Below are 20,907 nucleotides of genomic sequence, written 5' to 3' on the forward strand. Positions count from 1 at the left end.
TTGGCACACGCAAATAAAAGTTAGTAAATAGTTTTTTTTTTAAAATCGTTTATCTTGGCTTGCGAGCGCTAAAACAATCATTTCGTTTAAAATTTATAGTAAGTTTGGGCATAATTAAACAACGCTCTTTCTGGATATTTAACCCAAGTAGACCGATAGAATTATTTATCAATTCACATTATAAAAATCACCATTAGAAATCGTTCTAACACTTAAAAAAAATATAAAATGAAACAAATATTTACATTATTGATAGTTACTATATGCATGCTCTCCTGCAGTGATGAGGAAATTGATGGAGATAAATACGCATATTCCTATACGAACAAAAGTGATTTAATAATTAGCACCTCTGAAGACAGTTATATGAAATTTGGAACGGTAGCATCCGGAGAAAATTTAGTCTTTGAATATCGCTTTAATGCTGAAGATGACGCACAAATTGCTGATGACGAGTATGGAGAAACCATACGATTTGAAATTGATGAAGATTTAAATGAATTTTCATATTCTAATACCGAACTCGCCACCATGAAACTCGTATTTTCAAGAGATTGCTTCTGTTATTTCCCTATGGATGTGTCAAAAAATGTAGATCCCACGGGAAGCATTAGTGGACAGAAAATTTCAGATAAGCAATGGAACATCAAAATCGATGTAACATTTTACGGAGAGGATACTCGAACAATCGAAGAGCGATTTACCTTAAAACAATAGTAGCTATAACTTCATAAAAAATTAAAGTCCAAGTTTATATTCTTAAAAGTAATTAGAATTACTTTTCCAAGAGCATCGCTGGTGTGGCAACAGTTCTAAACCCGACATGATCAGAGCCTGAATCGATACTTACGCCCATTTTAGCAGAAATCCTAAAACTTGCACAGTAGGATACATGACATAAAAAAGATCCGCCTTTTATAACATGCTCTACTTGATACGGATTGCTGGGACTGTAAGATGTTTTTGCTCCTGTTGGATTTCTTATTTCTTCAGATAAATCTAACTCTTGGTAATGGTTCACATTAAATAAATCACTCGTAATTTCCCAAACATTACCCAACATATCGTGTAAACCAATACTATTTGGCGGATATGATTTTACAGCAGCAATCAACTCAAAACCGTCTGTGCTTTCATTCTTCACCGGAAAAGTGCCTTGCCAAGTGTTAGCATTTGTAGTTAATATTGCTGGATCATTGCCCCATGTAAAAATGGTTGATGCATTATTTCCTTGTGCTGCAGATTCCCATTCTGCTTCCGTTGGCAGCCTCCTTTTTGCCCATTTGCAATATGCCAACGCATCTTCATAAGCAATGTGTATAACCGGAAAAGCATCCTTACCTTCAATGGTAGATGCTGGCCCTTCTGGATGTTGCCAGTTTGCACCAATTTTCCAGGTCCACCACTGTTGGTAATTATTCATGTTTACCACCGCATTTACATTTTTGTTAAAGATTAAACTACCAGGTTGTAAAATAGAATCATGTGGTTTAGGCGTGCCTTGCGGTAATTGTTTTTTTAATTCTTCCCAGTCTATAGCTCGTTCAGCAATGGTTACATATGCTGTAGCTGCAACAAAAGTTTTAAATTGTGCATTTGTTACTTCGGTACTATCTATAAAAAATCCATCCACAGTAACTTTATGCCCAGGCTTTTCTCTTGGCATCGCAAAGGCATCTAAGGCCTTTGCACCTTGTAAAAATGTTTTTCCGACTACCCAAACCATGCCTTTCGGAGTTTCGGTTTGCTGGGTACTTGTGGATTTTGATTCCTTTTTACAGGCTATAAAAAACACAAAAAGAAGTAGTATAGGTTGTAGAAACGCGCGCATCATGGGTGTACATATTTTAAAAGCTAAAGATACTTTATTTTTATGAGCACAACTCGTGACATGTATCGTTTATCCTCAAAAAAATAGCGCTATAAATGTAAAATAAGCGCAGCATCCCCTGTAAAAATGAAATCACGTAATTATAATGCGTACTAAACGATTGCACTTTGCGTGTGCACTAAAATTATAACTTATTGCCATAAAACCCAATACATGACCCAGATCATTTGTTATCATGTTCATACCATTTATCTTTAATTTAAAGCATCATATACCTAATACAAAAAGTTATAAATCGTGTCACCTCCTTTTATCCAAAAATAAATATCGATAAAATAGCACACTTTTCTTGATAAGACCAGTTCAATATAATTATAAACCAAAAAGAAGAAAGAAATGAAAGCATTAGTTTATTACGGCGATCATAATATCGCTCTAGAAGAAAGACCAAAACCAACAATCATCAAACCAACAGATGTTATTATAAAAGTTTTAAAAACAACTATTTGTGGTACTGATTTAGGAATCTACAAAGGCAAAAACCCCGAAATAGAAAGTGGCCGAATTTTAGGTCATGAAGGTGTAGGTATTATCGAAGAAATTGGAGGAAGTGTTTCTCAGTTTAAAAAGGGAGACAAGGTGCTAATTTCGTGCATTACCTCTTGTGGTTCTTGTGAATATTGTAAGAAACAAATGTATGCACATTGTAAAGACGGAGGCTGGATTTTAGGCTATATGATAGATGGCGTTCAAGCAGAGTATGTAAGAATTCCTCATGCCGATAACAGCTTGCATAGCATTCCTGAAAACATTGATGATGAAATAGCGGTTTTATTAAGTGATATACTGCCTACTGGTCATGAAATAGGTGTGCAATATGGAAATGTAAAACCCGGCGATGAAATTGCAATCGTTGGTGCAGGTCCGGTTGGAATGTCTGCACTTTTAACAGCGCAGTTCTACTCGCCTTCTAAAATAATTATGATTGATTTAGATGACAACAGACTACAATTAGCCAAAGAATTAGGTGCTACTCATACCATTAATTCTGGAACTACAAACGTGGCAAAAGCCATTACAGAAATAGTGGGTACTGAAGGGGTTGATGTGGCTATAGAGGCTGTTGGACTTCCCGCAACTTGGAATATTTGTCAGAAAATTGTAAAACCAGGGGCACACATTGCCAATATAGGTGTACATGGCAAAAAGGTAGATTTTAATATTGAAAAATTATGGATTAAAAATCTGACCATCACTACCGGACTTGTAAACACCAATACAACGCCCATGCTATTAAAAGCTGCGGCTACGAATCATTTAGATTTAAAGAAAATGATTACACATCATTTCCCTCTTTCAGAATTGGAACATGCGTATCAAGTATTTTTAAATGGTGCTAAAGAAAAAGCTATGAAAATTATTATTGATACTGAATAAAGATTGCTTACCAAGGCTTTCCGTAATTGAAAGTTCACACCCTGCTAAAAATAACTATGGGATTTTTAGCAGGGTGTGAACTTCTATAACTAAACAAAAAAAGACACAATCACTATTGCTAATAACAAAAAGTTGCACATATTGAAACAAGCCGTGGTTGCTCCAAAATAAATCCAATTGATCCCGAATCATTTGATTAAACGCTTCCTTAATTTCAATACTTCTGCATTCGAATTCTATTTGAACCAGTGGCAATCCATTGACCAGTAAAATAGCATTATATCTGTTTTTAAAACTTCCTTCTAACGTGACTTAGTTGGTCACTTAAAATAAGTTATTGTTCTAATTTTCGGAATCGAAAAAACGCACATAAGTTATTTCCTAGTTTTCTTTGTTAAAACTAAAACGGTCTCTTAACGTTTTTGCTTTTTCAAAAACATTGCCTTTGGATAAATGGTTGAGAATCCCATCAAACTATTTATCAATATAGCTAGCTTTATAAAAGTTTTCTAGTTGTATTTTTAAATTAGAAACGAAAGCATTACCATCCATTACTTTAACAGATTTGTAGCCCAAACCAACCAATTGTTGGATTAAGTGATACTCTTATCTAACCAAAAAACGTGCGCAATAGTTTTTCATAGTTTATAGAAACATTTGCTATAAAAGCCTTTTTTTTTGAAGTTTGGGTTATTTTAAATTTTCTATTTTGGTGGAGCTAATCGATAACTAGGTAGCGATTTTTTTTGTTTGTCTTTTACTGGAATATCAATTCTCATAACTTTAAAATGATTACATAATAAATGAAATATATGATTTTCGTCTTACCCATTCGATAGGCTTGTTGATTCTTTAGTCAGGTTTTGTAGAGTGCAATAAAAAAAGAAACCTCCCCTCCAAGTGCTTATTTAAAAAGCTTTCAGTAGATACCTTTATTACATATTTATACTCAAATTTTGAAGCTATGTTTTCCATTTATTTGTCCAGTTATTAATATCGATATCACTTATTAAAAAAACCTTCAGCCATTCAGGATTATCATGTATGATGGACTTAGCTATAGTATCATCCATAATTTGTGGAATAATCAGGCTGTTGCGAACTGCATCAATTAAGCCTGCTTGCTCTAATATTTTAAAGGTTACTTGGCGTAATTTTTTAATCGTTTGCTCTGTAAACTCATCCATCTCAGGATGTAAATCATTCGTTCGTCTATAAAAACTTATGAAATCGCTCTCACTTATTTGATGATCGAACACCAAGTATTTCTCTCTTAAAACAGCTACAGCAAAATCTCGGATAAAACCATAAGTCTTGCATGCTGATAAATAAGCGATTTGCTTTTGTGTTGTTAAATCGCCATTTGCTAAAAGTTTTAATTGCTGTATTGTTAACTTTGAAATTCGCTTTTCAAACTCTAGCAATAACCTTTTACCGGCTGAAGATTTACCGATGCCTAATTCATTTACAAAATCGACAGGTCTATTTTCGAGGTACGCTTTCGCTACAAGTATCATCTCATTTAATCGAAGGAAAGACACAGTAAAAGAAAAATCATATTTATTCATACTTATGCTGGCTTCGTTCATGTATTATTCCAAAAATATTAATAGTTATATTATATTCATTCAAGCATTTCTTTTCATTCCGCACATTTTTTCTATAAAAAAAATGTAGAAATCAACAAATCAGATTTAAATAAATAACGCTAAGCAAGATCTATGCTTATAGTTATATTTATTGTGCTTGATTGCTTTTTTAGCTCCGAAAAACTGTGCACAAACCTTATGTTAAGTTGAGTATTAGACATACTTAGACAAGACAATTCTGCCAAGCAATATCATAGTAATAAATATTTTAACCACTTTTGTGAGGAGATCTTTTTCTTTTCATAGTTATTAATTTTTTTAGTTTGTCTTTCAAAAGTAAAAACTATACTGCATTTATTTTATGATATTGGTCATCTTCCAATTTCTATACATCTTTCGTTTTCAAATATTTTCTGTTGAGTTCGGTACTTGTAATACTTACTTTTTAAGGTATGCACCAAAGATCGTTTTTAATGAAGTAATCGCTTGTGGTAAACCGCAGTTAAAATGGCGGGTTTCCGCAAGCAGCTTACTAAGAGTACTTAATTGTAAAATGTGTATCGGCTGGTTTACTTTTCTACTATTTGTTAATCGGTTTTTTAGGAAGCTTCTTTTTTTTAAGAAAATGACTCACTATAAAAAGAACCCCCACAATAACAAATGGCATTGTGATAGTCATTATAACAACAAGGCTCATTAAAATGGAGTCGTTCATTTTATAGTTGTGTAGAAAAACAATTGGACTGAAGCCAAGACCAATAAGAATAAAGAGTATACCGCCAATATATTCCCATTTCCATGCAATGATAAGAAAGACAATTAAAAGAAATGATGGAATGAGATGGATGACAAAGGCACTAAATTGTTGCCAGATGGTTAGTTTGGGTGAAAAAGCATCTGCTGCGAATACACTCACAAAAAGAATAGCGAGTATGCAAATAATCCGCGGTAACCAATGAAATAGCTGGATCGATTTTTTCATTTTATTTTAGTCTTAGATGTATCTTGCTCCTCGCTTTTAAGATTTATTTTTAAGCCCCATACTGATATCGCATGAATAATGCAAAAAGGTAAAACGAATAACACCATTGGAAGTCCGGCAGTAATAGGATCTTTGGCTAATAGTGTATTTAACAATCCTACTCCCATAACAACGGGATATGACCAAAATATCCAAGCAGCACTTTTCTCAAAGTGCTTTACGAAGATCAAAACAAGTGCGGGTGCGAGCAGCGGAATTTGAATTCCAATCGCTATGAATACCTCGGGGTATAACGATTTAGAAAAGTCATCCCCCCTGCTGATGCCAAACGCAACATACAGATTATACGCAAAAAAACTGAGGGCCATCAAACCTCCTACAATCCCTGCTTTTTGACTTTGTTTCATAGTTTATAAAAATTTCCAGCGTTGTTGCCATATAACTTATGTTTCAAAAGTAATAAAGCCTATGCACCAATGCTATGACCCACGTCATAGAGGCCTTTTTTAGTGGCTGCAGTTGTCAAAAAAAATAAGCTTAAATAGTCGCTTATAGGTACTATATAACTCCTTTAAAAAAAACCAATCCAGATGACTTACATCATATTTTAGAACTGCAAGAACCCCTATTTTTATCACAAAATAAATGATAACAATTTCAAATTTTTACACCTCGTAAAACGATAGTCTAAAGAGCTAATATCCTACACATAGTTCTTTTGCTCTTTACATAAGGAAATACGTGTAATTGCGAGCTCGATGAAAATTTGTATCAAAAAAAAAACATTGAAATACAGCACTCTATTGTATGCGCTTCTAATTTTACACATTATGTTCGGATTAAATTCATGTGCCACTATTCCTAAAAATGCCACTGCGGTTACCTCGTTTGAAAAAGAGAAATACCTTGGTAAATGGTACGAAATAGCTCGGTTTGATTTTAAGTTTGAAAGAAATTTAGACAACACTACTGCCGTCTATTCTCTAAATAAAAATGGCACTATTAAAGTGGTGAACCAAGGATATAATACCATTAAAAAGGAATGGAAACAAGCAATTGGTAAAGCGAAATTTGTAAAGGATGAGCGCATCGCAATGCTCAAAGTTTCCTTTTTTGGTCCTTTCTATGGCGGTTATAACGTTTTAGCAATTGATGCGGAATATACCTATGCACTTATTGCCGGTGCGAGTCTAAAGTATCTCTGGATCTTATCTCGTGAACCTAATATACCTGATGATATAAAAACTAGCTACCTCACTATTGCAGAAAATATTGGTTTCGACACCTCTAAGTTATTGTGGATTCATCATGATATCTGATTGTATATAAAATCATCTTTTTGACTATAATTATATTTTAACACATATTATTCCCCCTTGAAAAGTGGACAGGTTAAGGCTATTTTGGCTATCATAACCGCGCATTATCATTCATAGTTGGGATATTTAGGAAAAACAACTTATGGCATACCTTCCACTATTTGACAAATGAAGGTACATTTTTTATATTCGGTCTTTTTATATAATTGTATATGCTTTAAAAATAACACACAATTAAAAAAATGCTAAATTAAAATTATAATTACTATTGTTTTATCCCATCGACTACTTTTTGATTTTGACATTCTAGAGGTATGCTCATTTTACGAAAATCATCTCCTTTAATTGAGGTTTATCCTAAAATATTATTTCTTCATCAAGCTATCTTTAACACATAACTCTTTTAAAATATTTTTATAACAGAGTTTCTTTTTGAGTAAATTCGTCTTGAAAAGTAAAGCCTTGCGAAAATCCGTAAAGTTTTATTTAGAATTATATGCATAGAACTATATAAGACAGCAGTATCAAATAATAATGAACTTATGATTAAAAAAGTAACATTTACATGAGGATTTGAAGAATATTTTATGATGTCATTGGTATCCAAAAATTCATAGCCTAAGGTGCGGAATTGCAGGATTAGGATTGTAAATTCTGCTAAACTTTATCTTCTTTATAAAAAATTACAAACTACATTAGCCGAATAAATTCCCAAATCTAATCTTTGAAAACTTTTCTTTATGTGATGCTATATCAATTTTTTAAAATAAATTTATATTTAAAATATTACATATTAAGTAAATATTAATTTTAAATTAATGAATACGTTTTCTTTTGTATTAATATTACAAAAAAAGAATAAAGAATATAAATTATGAAAATAAACACTTATTTAAATATTGCTACAATTTACTTCCTAATTTTTGTATCAAACTCTATTCAGGCGCAATATGAGCCATCTATCCTTTTCTATAACAATTCAAATCAGTTAGTTTACGTATCTGATGAAGATGGAAATCACATTCCTGATTATAGTTATGTAGGTTATAAAAATGGTGAAGAAGCATTACCAACTATAGCAGTTGTTAAAGAAATAAGTCCTGTCGCTGGAGATAACACAGCACATATCCAAGCTGCCATTGACGAAGTAGAAGCATTAGTACTAAACACAAATGGACATAGAGGAGCCTTGTTATTATTACCAGGAGAATATCCTGTTAGTGGTGAACTCATCATAAATAGAAGCGGCGTTGTACTACGTGGTTCTGGAGATGGTGAAAATGCAACAACAAATACAATTATTAGAGGCGTAGGGAACGTTCCAGACGAAAGAACACTAATTAGAATTGGCACGAATAACAAAAGTGGTTTTGGAGGGCAAGTTGCAGGAACTAGGCAAGATATTATGAGCCCTTATATTCCAGCTGGAAGCAGAACTATTGAAGTTGCAGATGCATCAGTTTATAATGTTGGTGATAATATTATCATAAAACATCCTAGTACAGCAGCGTGGTTAGCAGCAGTTGATAATGGCGGTGTTGCTTCGGACGCCCCGTGGGAGCCGAATACAATAAATTTAGTTTTCAATAGACATATTACGAGTATTGATGGTAACAAAATTCAGGTAGCAACGCCTATTTACGATACATTAGATCGGTCATTGTCTCAATCCTACGTGTACACATATAATGGTAATAGTCAATTAAAAGAATGTGGTGTTGAAAACTTACGAATATTTGTAGAATCATCAGGAGTAACAGGCAGAGATCATGTCAAAATAGGTATTCATATGATTGGGGTAGATAATTCTTGGGTCCAAGGCGTCACCATTTTAAGAGTGAGCGACCAAGGTGTTAAATTTGATGAAGCCACACGTTGTTCTGTAATTGATACCAATGTCCTAGATATGCATGGGCCAATTTCTGGAGGATGGAGATACAATTTCGAAGTAACTGACTTCTGTAACAATATTCTTTTTGAAAATTGCACGGCATCTAACGGTAGGCATACATTTGTTGCTAATGGAGCGAGTGATGTTAATGGAATTGTGTTTACCAATTGTTCATCTTCTGGAGATTACACCAGATCCGAGTCCCATAGACGTTGGAGTCAAGGAGTACTTTGGGATAATATTTCTTGGACAAACACCAATGCAACTGGTATTTTAGGGTTACACAATAGAGGGAGCTATGGAACAGGGCATGGTTGGACTTTAACGAACGGCGTGGCTTGGAATATTAGTGCACCTTCTAATCAAATAGCAATTCAAAAACCACCTATTGGTCAAAACTATGCTATTGGTTGTGATGCCACTGTTAATGGAGAGGCCCCTTTTAGGCATCCAGTAGGTTATATTGAGGGAACTGGAGAGAATTTAAGAATACAATCTTTATATACCGCTCAATTTGAAGATAGAACTTCACATGGTGTATTGCCAGATACACCAGGAAAGTTATTTCCAAATGATTATATGTTTACAGATACAGAAAAGTATTTAGAACTTACATGGCATGATGTATCTATTGAAGAAGATAGCTATATTTTAGAACGCTCATCAGATGGTGTTATCTTTCAGACAATTGCAACACTTCCTGCAAATACAGAAACTTATACAGATACAGATTTACAACAAGAAAACTATTTTTACAGGTTAAAATCCACAAACACAATAGGGACTTCTCCAGCGTCTAATACAATACAAACCAATGATTACCAAATAACTACACAAAATATAGTTTATGTTTCTGCAACAGGTGCTGGTAGTATGGATGGCACAAGTGAATCAAATGCATTAGACAACTTTGGCGTTGCCATGTCTAATATAACCTCTGAAGGTGATAAACTTATAATTATAGGAACCATTGCACCAGATGGCGCTAATCTAACCTCTAAGAATTTTGCATTTACTATAGAAGGTTTGGATGCTAACTCAGTTATAGATGGAAATGGTGGTACAGACAGACTCTTTACAATAAATGGAGCAACGTCGGCAGATGTTACTTTTAAAAATCTTACGTTTTCAGGTCATAACACATCGCTTGCAGGTGGTAGTGTGTTTTTTAATAACAATGCTGGGGCTACAGCCACTTTTAATAATTGCATTATAACGGGTAATTCTGTATCTAATGGAGCTGGTGGTGGTGCCATATTTTTTGCCAATGGAAATTTGAATATAATAGACAGCTCATTTGAAAGTAATACTTCGATAGAAGAAGCAGGTGCTATTTTTGGGCAATCAGGAACAATTACAATAACAAATTCACTTTTTAAAAGTAATTCAGCAGCTACAAAAGGGGGGGCTTTGTATGCTAATTCAGCAAATTTCACCATAACAGGTTCTACTTTTTATGATAATGAAACAACTGGTGATGCTGGTGCCGTTGGTGGTGCTGCTTTATATATTGCAGGGGCTAGTAGTACAAATAGTATAACAAATTGTACATTTTTTCAAAATACAACCGGTACTACTAACCAAGATTATGGAACAATAAGAACAGATAACGGTAATACTACTGTTTCAAATAGCTTATTTTATAATAATAAATTGAATAATGATCAAAATGCTCCATCAGATTGGGGTGCAGGTCCTAATGGAACACAAACTTTTGAGACTTCTATAGCACAATGGATTAGTACTAATGTAGATAATCAAGATGAAGGTACTGGTTCTATAACAGGAATCAAAGGAGGTACAGGTACTCCAGCAGACCTTACATCTTCTAATCTAACATTTAATCCAACTACTGGTAAAGTAGAATATGATGCTGTAAGTTTTACGGAACATAGCCCTATTGATTTTGGATCTGATGGTAATGACGTTGGTGCTTGGGATTCTGGCTTAACGTTATCTTTAGATAAAGAAGATTTTTTAGCAACTAAACTTTCTGTTTATTATAATAAATCGTCAAAAATTTTAGAATTACAACATACAATAACAGAACCAGTATCCATTGAAATATATAATATTTTAGGAGTTAAAATTTTAACCTTAAAAGATGTAGCTAAAAATCAAAGAGTAAATGCGAATTCATTACAAACTGGTATTTATATATTAGTAGGTAAAACACCTACTAAATTTTTCTCTAAAAAATTCTTGATTAATTAAGAAATATAATTTTACAAGAAACACTTAAAAATAAAAAACAGGTTTTTTTTAAAACCTTGTTTTTTATTTTGCATTCAATCTTTCATTTCACAAAATAATAAACCAAACATTGTTTTTATAATTACGGATGATCAAAGTACCACCTGAATTTGACATTACCTTTAAAGTGAATTTAAATAAAAGAAATGATTTTAAAAATGGAGGAAAAGTAATACACGAAAATGATTTCTTCCTTTCTTTGTTAGAAATGAAACCAACGGCGGTCATCCTAATTCCTATCTTTTTAGTAGAAACAAAATTAATTGTTAGCAAGTTAGAAAAACTACAAATACCATCTCTTTTTTTAAACATTGCTATTGATGGCTTTAACAACGTTTTGAATAAACGCCTTATTTAGTTGCGTTTATTTTGAGTTTTGCTTTGTTTTTTTTAAGACTTTATCTGGGAAATCAGTAATTAATCCATCTAATCCAAGATCAATTAATCGTTGCATTTCATCTTCCTTATTTACTGTCCATTTCCACACTTCAATAGCGTTTTCGTGCGCAAAGTTTAGATACTCTTTTGTAACAGTAGTTTCAGGTCCAACTCCAATAGCATTCAATTCAATAATTTTAGCATACTCTAGGGTCATTTTATCTGCTTTATTTATGAGCCAAAGGATTGGAATATTCTTATCCAGTTGTCTTATTTTGGCTAATACGGGGTACTTAAAAGAAAATATGATTACATCCTCTTTTACTCCAAGGTCATTTACAATTTTAAGAACCTCTTTCTCTGTTCCATAAACCTTTATTTCAATGCAGACCTTAATCTTTCCTTTTGCCAACGCAAGGGCTTCTCTTAAAGTTGGAATCTTTTCATTTTCATATTTATCACCAAATTTAGCACTGTAACCTACTTTAACAGCAGTTAAATCACTATAATTCATTTCGGCAATTTCTCCTTTAAAACCATTGGAGCTCGTCTTATCTATAGATGAATTGTGAATAACAACAATAGAATCATTCTTGGTTCTATGAACATCCAACTCGAAATAATCCGCTTTACATTCAATCGCCTTTTGAAAAGCAATAAGCGTGTTCTCGGGAGCTATTCCTGAAAATCCGCGATGCGCAATTATTTTTGTTTGAGCATTCGTTAGCATGCTACTTAAAACGAATACTACTATAAAGATACATCTAGTTGCTAAAATCATATGTTGTTATTTAATTAATTTAATCTAGTATTTAAAGCATTCTTTAATTCCTCAACTAATTTTGGGTATTTTACAGCTACATTTTTTGTTTCCTTTTCTGCAGTAGTATGATCATACAATTCTACAAATCCGTCCTGATGAAGTATCATCCTATGCGTTGAAGTTCTTATTGTTGAAGCCCCTTTTTTATATGCGAAAGCCGTGTGACCAGGTATTTCTGGATCTACTAATATTCCTTTCAGTGATACCCCTTGGGCATACTTAGGAATTTCAATTCCTGTTAAATCACATAATGTCGGAAAAATATCCAAGGTTTCCACGATCGCATCTGTGTTAGCGCCTTTGTGTTTCATACGAGGATAGTGAATTATTAAAGGTGAATGTAACGATTCCTCGAACAAACTATGTTTCCCCCAAATTGCGTGTTCTCCCAAATGCCAACCATGGTCACCCCAAATGACAACGATGGTATTTTCATCCGCTCCTGTACGTTTTAATTCTGCGAGAATTTTCCCCACTTGAGCATCCGCATAACTAACACAAGCTGCATAATGACGACGCACTTCATCCGCAAAAACGGTATCTGTATTCGCGTTTTTACCCCAACGATTATATTGCTTAAATTCACCAGAACCATGCCATGTGCTCCTCCCTTCTGGTTTTCCAGGGTGTTCTATTGAAGGAAGTTGAACACCTTCATATTGATCAAAATAAGATTTTGGCGCACCAAAAGGCAGGTGTGGTTTGATAATTCCTACGGCAAGAAAAAATGGATTTTTATTAATTGTAGTGAGTTCTTTTAATTGTTTCAATGCCTCCTCTGTAATTGCCCCATCTGGATATATATTATCAGTTCCCTTTACTGTTTGAAAAACGTTCATATCACTTGATTTTAAGCGAATCTCTCCGTTAGCCAATCCGTGCATAATGCCCCGTGGATGCTCCCATTCCGCAACCGGCATAAGATGTCTATCCCATGCATTTGGCATCTCTATTTTTGTGCTATCATTCCAATCCTTACCACCTCTCCCTCCAGGATGATGAGATACTTTCCCAACTGAAACCGTTGTATAACCATGTGTTTTAAACCACTCCGGCATACTTTGATTTATTATTTTTGTGCCCTCTTTTATTTTATTTGCCCGAAGAAAAAGCGCATTATTTCCTGCTGTTCCATACTGCCCTGTTAATAAAGTATATCGAGATGGTCCACAACTAGGAGCATTTGCAAAATGTTTCTGAAATTTAAAGCCTTCTGTTGCCAATTGATCAATGTTTGGCGAGCTAATATAGTCAGCTCCAAAACTCTTCAATTCCGGGCGAAGGTCATCTACACAAATGAGTAGAATATTAGGTTTTTGAGTGACTTGTGTTTTTTGACAATTTGCTATCATGTGAAAAGATAACACAGCATAAAAAAATATTATCTTTTTTCTAACTCTCATTATTATACATTTTTTATTTACTAATTATTGATTTATTTAATGCCACACAATAAAGTATTTATTGGTCAAGATTCTTATATCGCGAGTAATATTGCAGAAAAACTCATGAATTTAGGTAGCTCAAAAATTTCCTGTCTTTTTAAGTATCGAAACACAATACTTTTAAAAACAATACTATTTACAATAGAATCATTGATCTTTACTAAATTATTGAATACTCTTTTTTAAGATTTACTATCCCAATACGTCTTGATACTATTTTGTATTTTTTTAGAATCTTTATCTGTATCGCCTAAAAGCTCTCTCTGTTTGAGAAGTTCTTTTTTTAATTTTGTTATAACCTTTTGATATGTTGAATCTTTATAGGCGTTATGGAGTTCATTAGGATCTTTTTGTAAATCGTAAAAATCCCAAAATTTCGTATTTTCATCTGCTTGTTTATGATTATTTTTAAACCCTTTTCCATAGTAAAAAGCTAATTTATAACGCTTTCCACGAATTCCAAAATGACCTGGTCTGTCTTTCTGATGTTGCCAATATCGGTAATACCCGTATTGTCTCCAATCTTTAGAAGTGTTGCCTTTTAAATTTTCTCTAAAACTTTTACCTTGCATATTTTCTGGATATTTTATCCCCGCATAATCTGCAAATAATGCAGAGAAATCTACATTTTCTATAATATCTTTATTGCGTTTTCCTGCGGGAATTTCTTTGGGGTAACGAATTACAAATGGCATATGAATGGATTCTTCATAAATCAATCTTTTATCAAACCAACCATGCTCTCCTAAAAAATATCCTTGATCTGCTGTATAAATAACGATCGTGTTTTCGTCTAAACCAGACGCTTCTAAATAATCTAAAAGCTTACCTATATTATCATCAATTGCCGCACCGCATCGCATAAAATCTTTTACAAATTTTTGATATACTTTACTTCTTGCTTCTTTTTTGCTTAATCCATCAATAGAAAAAGGCAATTCTGGGTATTGCATATAATCTGACCTTTTATCAGGATTATTTGTTGAAAAAACATATCGATTTCCTAGACTATCTATAGACTGACCAATTAGTGAACGTCCTGTAGTATTGGGTCCGTTATCATACAAAGAGGTCGGTTCTGGAATTGTTTCATTAATATATAGATTAGAGAAACGCTCTGGATAATCATAGGGTTCATGTGTCGCTTTAAAATGACAAAAAGAGATAAATGGTTTTGATTTATCTCTATTTTCAATCCAATTTATTGTTTTATCTGCAATGATATCAGCACTAAAACCTTCGTATATTTTTCCTCCTTTATTATAGTCTTTCCAATTTTCTTTGGTTTTCATAATCGGATTATTATACAAGCCTTGACCTGGCAAGACACAATAATAATCAAAACCACTTGGTTCTTGTTTTAGATGCCATTTACCAATTATAGCGGTTTGATAACCTCCTTTACCCATTTCTTTAGCAATATTATTATACGTAGGACTTAACCCTTTTCCTAATGTTGTAATACCATTTCTATGGCTATACTGTCCTGTCAGTATGGTAGCTCTACTTGGCGTGCAAATTGAATTTGAAACCAAACAATTTTCTAAAACAACTCCTTCGTTCGCTAACCTTTCTATGTTTCTATTTTGTACATAGTCTTTTAAAACCCCACCGTAGATTCCCCAAGCTTGCTTCGTATGGTCATCAGACATGATAAAAAGAATATTAGGTTGTTTCGTTTCTTGTACGGGTTTTGGTTTAGCACTAGAACATCCAATTAAAATAAGCGATAGTAATACTGTATAAGATAGATTTTTCATTTTACTTTAGTTTTTATTTTTTTTTAACCAATTCCTATAGTGTTGTTCTAATTCGATAACTTTATTTGGGTGTTTTTTAGCCAAATTTATAGTTTCACCAATATCATCATCAAGGTTTACCAAGAATCTTTTTTCCTTTAATTTATATGTTTTCTTGCTAGTATCTCTTGGGTTCCCTAACAATTTCCAATTTCCCTTGCGTGCCACCCACATATCTTGATATTGCCAACAATAGCCCTCTGTATGCCGAGTTTTTTCTTTTTCATTATTGATGATGTCAACTAGACTTTTACCATCCAAATCTTGTGAATCAAGTTTAATTCCACATAATTCTGCCAGAGTTGGCATCCAATCTGAATTTACTCCAAACTGATTTCTAATGGCGCCTTTTTGAATTTTATTTGGCCAAGTGATGGCTGCTGGAACTCGAATGCCCCCTTCAAACAAACTCGATTTTGCACCTCTATAAGGCCCAGCGTTTCCTCCGCCAAAATGCGCACGTTGTTCTGTTGAATGACCATTGTCAGATTGAAATACAATAATAGTATTGTCTTTGATCCCTAATTCATCGAGTTTTTTAAGTAGTGCACCAATTCTTTCGTCTAAAGTTGAAATAAATGCAGCATATAAATTTCGGGGATATGAAACTCCTTTATCATTATAATAGTCTAGCCATTTTGCATCGCCTTGATATGGATAATGCGGCATATTCACAGCAAAATACATAAAGAAAGGATTCTTTTTATTTTCTTCAATAAAATTAGAAGCTTCGTTGACCATTAAGTCAGGAAAAAATTGTCCATCATAATAGACTTCTTTTCCGTTTCTGAATAAATCGTGCCTGTTAGGTCCACTCCAATAAAAGAAATGCGAGTAATTATCTATACAGCCCACCATATGACCAAAAGAATGGTCGAACCCTTGAGCATTTGGAGTCATTTCTGGAGCATCGCCTAAATGCCATTTTCCAATATGAGCTGTAGCATAACCTGCATCTTTAAACATTTCTGCCATAGTGTATTCTGTACCAGGAAGTCCTTTTTTTACTTTTGAATTTGGCACAGCATTTCCTGATAAACCTGCTCTTTGAGGAGTTTTACCCGTTAATAAAGCAGCTCTTGAAGGCGAACAAACAGGCGAGGCGTAAAATTGAGTAAAACTGATTCCGTTTTCTATAATGTAATTCATATTCGGAGTTACCAAATCTTTTGCTCCATAAGAATTTACATCAATAGAGCCTTGATCATCTGTTAAAATAAAAATAACGTTTGGCTTCTGGTTTTTCTTTGTTTTTTCGGGATTACCAACCTGTGACTTCGATGAAAAGCATCCTAAAAAAAATATACTAATCATTAAAAAAAATATTTTTTTAGCTTTCATTCATAATCAATTTAATACTGTGATATAATTCTATTTTGTTCTACTCAAAGAAAATAGCAAATTTTCCATTTTATAAATGCAAGATTGATATTATTATTCTAATGTTTCTGAAATTAAATTGATTATTAATTTTGCAGCAACAGGATCGTACAAACCTTTATTAGTCATCATTTCCGAAAATACTGCTTTTCCTTTATTTGTAATAGAGATTATCGGAAACCCTTTCATAGTTAACATTTCTTTTCTTCTATCCTGGCCTCTGGCATATCTGTGTTGACATCCAGATGCTATGCATACTATATTTGACTTACTCTCATTAATTTGATATAGACCGGAGTAAACTAATGGTTTTTCTGCTTTGGGATTTGAAAAATAACGTAAGTCAAAATATTCTAAATCTTTAAAAACTTTTGATTCTGTTATATCTATATGAGCTGTTTCCATCTTTTTGTTAAGGTATTTAGTAATATGCTTTGGAAAAATAGCAATAGCTTTTTCACCAGTTTTTAATAATAGTACTTTTGCTCCTTTATTTACATTGTCTAAAATTAATTTAGCTTTTTTAGTATCAAAATTTTTAACATCAGATAAACCAGAGACAATATAAATATCTGCTTTTTTGCTGAAGGCCTCATTTAGGGTATTTACTTTTATATATTTATAATTCAACATATCTAAAACAGGTATTGTATTATTATCAAAATCTACGACAATAATTTTTTTAGAATTATGTAAAGGTTTTACCCAAGATTTTTTTGCTATGAAAAGATTATATTCATTTTTAGCAACAACTTTTCTATTTTGTTTTAAATACAGTTTTAGTTTACCATCTAATCTATTTCCTGAAAAATTTTCAGGCAAAATTATATTTGGAGTTAACCATTTGCGTGAATAGTGAGCAATTTTAGGAATAGAATATTCTCCAGAAGAAACAATTCTATTGTCTTCGTAAGTGATCTCCCATTCTAAAATAGATGCCTCTAAATCTTCTCCATTTAATTTATCATTAACGATACAAAAACGTGTAGGTAATTTATCTCCAGTAAAATAATGTCTACCCCATAATTCAGCACTGACTAATATTGGGTTTAAGGAGTTTTTCATCCTGTAATACGTTGGATATGGTTTCACTTTTTCTGCATCATACACATTCTGAAACCATGTGATGCTTGAGAAATTATGCATACCAGCTAATTTATCATGCGTTCTTCTAACAGCTTCTACTAATTCTGAAGTTAAAAAAGCATTATTTTCTAAACTGTAGGAAGGGTTTCCAAAAGGATACGCTTGATTTCCTATATGGGTTTGTGTATTTTGATGTTGCCATAAATAAGAACGTGTATGGTGTCCAGTTTCCGTATTTGGATATCCCGAAGACCATTCTTGCGAAATTAAAGGGCGTCCATTCGTTTTTCTGTTTAGAAGTTGTTTTTTGTCAAATACATCAAATACTGAGGTATTATACCATCCTTGATAATTATGACCATCATCAATATCTCCATCATCGTATTTTTGAAAAAAGTTCTTGTTAGGGTTATTCTTAACTGCTTTTCTAGTATACCCTGAATCAAAACATATTGGACGAGTTGGGTCTGCAATGCGCATTTGCTTTACCACATCAGAAACAATTTGCATTTTCTGTTCCATTTTAGATAATTTATCTTTTTTGTGAGTAAAATTCATTTCATTATTAATTGTCCAGTATAGTAAAGATGGGTGATTTCGATATTTTTTCATTAATCTAATCCATTCATTAGACCAAATATTCAATAATTCTTTTTTAGGTATGGATCCTTCTCCAATTCCTATCATAAGCCAAGGCCAAGTACCTTCATAACTTACTCCTACTCCTTTTTCGTCTGCTGCTTTTAGCCAAACTTCGCTATATGGTATTGTATGACTTCTAGTTACTGCAATATTTCCATCATGATACATTTGAAGAGTTTTGTTTGCCAAATCTGCATCATTAATACCTAAAGCATGGGGCGTATGATTCGCACCTCGCAGCCAATATTGTTTTCCATTCAAATAGAAATAATCTCCTTTGGTTTCAAATGTTCTAAATCCAGATTGGATTGTTTCTGAATCTAATAATTTATTAGTTTTGGATTCTTTTAAATTAAAATTAAAACTATATAAATTAGGGGTTTCAGGAGACCATAATTTGGGATTTAGATTATTAATTTCAAAAGTGACTGTTTTATACTCACCCTCTTTTAGTATGATTTTTTTTATTGATTCCCTTTCAATTAAAATATCATCTGTCCCCTTTTCTTTTATAGACGTATTTAAATTAAATATCTTTTTTAATTTACTTGTATTTCTTAGTTGTATTTCAAAACGTGCTCCAGTCAAATTTGGTTTAATATAAGTATCTACAATCTTTACAGGATTTGTAATTATTAACTTCACTGGTTGCCAAATACCTACGGGTTCATCACGGAAAAAACCGTGAGGTATATCTTTTAGCATTTGGTTTGTTACCTCTACAGTAACGGCTATTGTAGCAATTTCATTAGCATTTTTAATATCTTTAGTATAATCCTTCATTACATTAACGGCAATTAAATTACTACCTGGTTTAAGGAATTTAGTAATATCTAATTTAATTTCGCCAAACATGCCTTTGTTGTTTCCCGCAAGTTTGCCATTAACATAAACCTCTGCCATTTTTGAAACAGCATCAAAATTTATTTCTATATTTTTATCATTCAATGAATCTGGCAAATCAACCCATTGCCTATACCATCCAATATTTGTTTTTTTATAATCGAAAGTGTAGTTTTCACAACGGTCAGTTTCTTTTTGAAAATAAGTATCAGAAGCCCCTTTTTGGTGTTCTTCATCCATAAAAGTTTCACCATGTAACCATATACGAGAAGGGTTCCAAAAATTTGGCACTTCCAAAATATGCCAATCGTCATCAGATGAATTAGCGTCAATTGCTTGTTCTCTATTTATTAACTCATGATCTGGTTTAAACAACCAATTGCCATCTAAAGAAATTGTTGTTCGTATTGGGTTTATATGAGAAATTTTTACTTTTTTATATTGTTTTCTTTCTTTTATACGCTTTTCAACTTTCTGCTTAGGGGTTAAATAGTAAGAGTATTCTTTAGACTTAATAGGATCCATGTAAGTATCTGAAAGCCTTGTAACTTCCAAATTTCTAAATTCATTCTTTATCCAAGCGCCACCAAGCACTACTTTGCCTTTAGTTAACATATCTCCTTTATCATCAATTACGTCAATTCTTGGAATGTTTTCATTATTTATAAAAACTCTAAAACGATTTTTACATACTTCTATTTTAAAAGCATACCACACCCCTAAAGTTGGGTTAAAATCTAAGTTTCTAATTCCCAAAAATCGATCATCCCCCATAAGCCCCATGCGAGCTATTTCAATATCATTTTGAAACCCTCCTTTAAAACCAACTAAATAACGGTTGTTTCTTCCTTGTTCTCTAAAACCAAACCATATTTGTACTTGTTCTTCAGTTTTTGGGGTTCTTGCCTCAAAACTAATCGTATAATTTTCCCATTCTGCGCTCCCAATAGAAGCATAGGAGTCACGTGTTGCAAGAACGCCATCTTGCACTTTACATAGACCTTTACCTACTTTAGTAAATTGTGGTTTTGAAATACTAAAAGAGTCTTTAGAGAGTAAACTATCTTGGGCATTTAAAGGGTTCAAAAAAAGAGTCGATAAAAAACTAAAAAGAACTAAAGCGGATCTAGAATTAGATGATAAAACAAATGGACTAAAATGAAACATATCACTTTTTATTAATTATTACTTGAATTTAAATTTTACTTT

General features: G+C 32.9%; 14 protein-coding genes and 1 pseudogene. 5 read left to right on the top strand and 10 right to left on the bottom strand.

Annotated elements, in window-relative coordinates:
• Positions 1-267: 267 nt before the first annotated feature.
• Complete coding sequence (locus ATE90_RS08015) at positions 268-717, top strand: hypothetical protein (protein WP_036785308.1); 450 nt, start codon at positions 268-270, stop codon at positions 715-717.
• A gap of 58 nt (positions 718-775) precedes the next feature.
• Here the strand turns inward: ATE90_RS08015 and ATE90_RS08020 are convergent, their stop codons facing one another.
• Positions 776-1,834, bottom strand: a complete 1,059-nt coding sequence (locus ATE90_RS08020) for a formylglycine-generating enzyme family protein (RefSeq protein WP_036785307.1) — start codon at positions 1,832-1,834, stop codon at positions 776-778.
• 393 nt (positions 1,835-2,227) lie between these two features.
• Between ATE90_RS08020 and ATE90_RS08025 the strand changes: the two genes are divergently transcribed.
• Positions 2,228-3,268 carry a zinc-dependent alcohol dehydrogenase family protein gene (locus tag ATE90_RS08025; protein WP_036785305.1) on the top strand — a complete coding sequence of 347 codons (1,041 nt, stop codon included), beginning with the start codon at positions 2,228-2,230 and terminating at the stop codon, positions 3,266-3,268.
• Between the two features lie 54 nt (positions 3,269-3,322).
• Here ATE90_RS08025 and ATE90_RS13675 read toward each other — a convergent pair.
• The 4 genes and pseudogenes from ATE90_RS13675 to ATE90_RS08045 form a co-directional block, all read right to left on the bottom strand.
• Positions 3,323-3,565 (bottom strand): annotated as a pseudogene (locus tag ATE90_RS13675) (type I restriction endonuclease); the annotation flags it as partial.
• A 665-nt stretch (positions 3,566-4,230) separates the two neighbouring features.
• A complete protein-coding gene (locus ATE90_RS08035) occupies positions 4,231-4,857 on the bottom strand; it encodes a BrxA family protein (RefSeq protein ID WP_101451202.1) in 627 nt (208 codons plus the stop codon).
• Positions 4,858-5,437: 580 nt separating this feature from the next.
• The gene (locus ATE90_RS08040; RefSeq protein ID WP_143741110.1) at positions 5,438-5,839 is read right to left on the bottom strand and encodes a DUF7670 domain-containing protein; all 402 of its coding nucleotides are present in this window, start codon (positions 5,837-5,839) and stop codon (positions 5,438-5,440) included.
• The gene (locus ATE90_RS08045) at positions 5,836-6,246 is read right to left on the bottom strand and encodes a hypothetical protein (protein WP_036785303.1); all 411 of its coding nucleotides are present in this window, start codon (positions 6,244-6,246) and stop codon (positions 5,836-5,838) included. The genes ATE90_RS08040 and ATE90_RS08045 overlap by 4 nt, the downstream gene beginning before the upstream one ends.
• Positions 6,247-6,624: 378 nt before the next feature.
• Between ATE90_RS08045 and ATE90_RS08050 the strand changes: the two genes are divergently transcribed.
• From ATE90_RS08050 to ATE90_RS08060, 3 genes are all read left to right on the top strand, one after another.
• Entirely contained in the window at positions 6,625-7,158 is a 534-nt protein-coding gene (locus ATE90_RS08050; RefSeq protein WP_036788119.1) for a lipocalin family protein, read from the top strand.
• A gap of 874 nt (positions 7,159-8,032) precedes the next feature.
• The gene (locus tag ATE90_RS08055) at positions 8,033-11,263 is read left to right on the top strand and encodes a right-handed parallel beta-helix repeat-containing protein (protein WP_052107527.1); all 3,231 of its coding nucleotides are present in this window, start codon (positions 8,033-8,035) and stop codon (positions 11,261-11,263) included.
• Positions 11,264-11,390: 127 nt separating this feature from the next.
• Positions 11,391-11,660: a hypothetical protein gene (locus ATE90_RS08060; protein ID WP_101451206.1), complete on the top strand. Its 270-nt coding sequence runs from the start codon at positions 11,391-11,393 to the stop codon at positions 11,658-11,660.
• Between the two features lie 6 nt (positions 11,661-11,666).
• On the opposite strand, the gene ATE90_RS08065 is transcribed toward ATE90_RS08060, so the two are convergent.
• The 5 genes from ATE90_RS08065 to ATE90_RS08090 form a co-directional block, all read right to left on the bottom strand.
• The gene (locus tag ATE90_RS08065; RefSeq protein ID WP_101451208.1) at positions 11,667-12,461 is read right to left on the bottom strand and encodes a glycerophosphodiester phosphodiesterase; all 795 of its coding nucleotides are present in this window, start codon (positions 12,459-12,461) and stop codon (positions 11,667-11,669) included.
• A gap of 14 nt (positions 12,462-12,475) precedes the next feature.
• Entirely contained in the window at positions 12,476-13,855 is a 1,380-nt protein-coding gene (locus ATE90_RS08070; protein ID WP_254712310.1) for a sulfatase, read from the bottom strand.
• Positions 13,856-14,130: 275 nt separating this feature from the next.
• Positions 14,131-15,708, bottom strand: a complete 1,578-nt coding sequence (locus tag ATE90_RS08080; RefSeq protein WP_036785292.1) for a sulfatase family protein — start codon at positions 15,706-15,708, stop codon at positions 14,131-14,133.
• Positions 15,709-15,714: 6 nt separating this feature from the next.
• Positions 15,715-17,061: a sulfatase-like hydrolase/transferase gene (locus ATE90_RS08085; protein ID WP_101451528.1), complete on the bottom strand. Its 1,347-nt coding sequence runs from the start codon at positions 17,059-17,061 to the stop codon at positions 15,715-15,717.
• Between the two features lie 120 nt (positions 17,062-17,181).
• A complete protein-coding gene (locus ATE90_RS08090; protein ID WP_101451212.1) occupies positions 17,182-20,865 on the bottom strand; it encodes a glycoside hydrolase family 2 protein in 3,684 nt (1,227 codons plus the stop codon).
• Between the last annotated feature and the right edge of the window lie 42 nt (positions 20,866-20,907).

Source organism: Polaribacter sp. Hel1_33_96 (genome assembly GCF_002846595.1).
Lineage (GTDB): Bacteria > Bacteroidota > Bacteroidia > Flavobacteriales > Flavobacteriaceae > Polaribacter.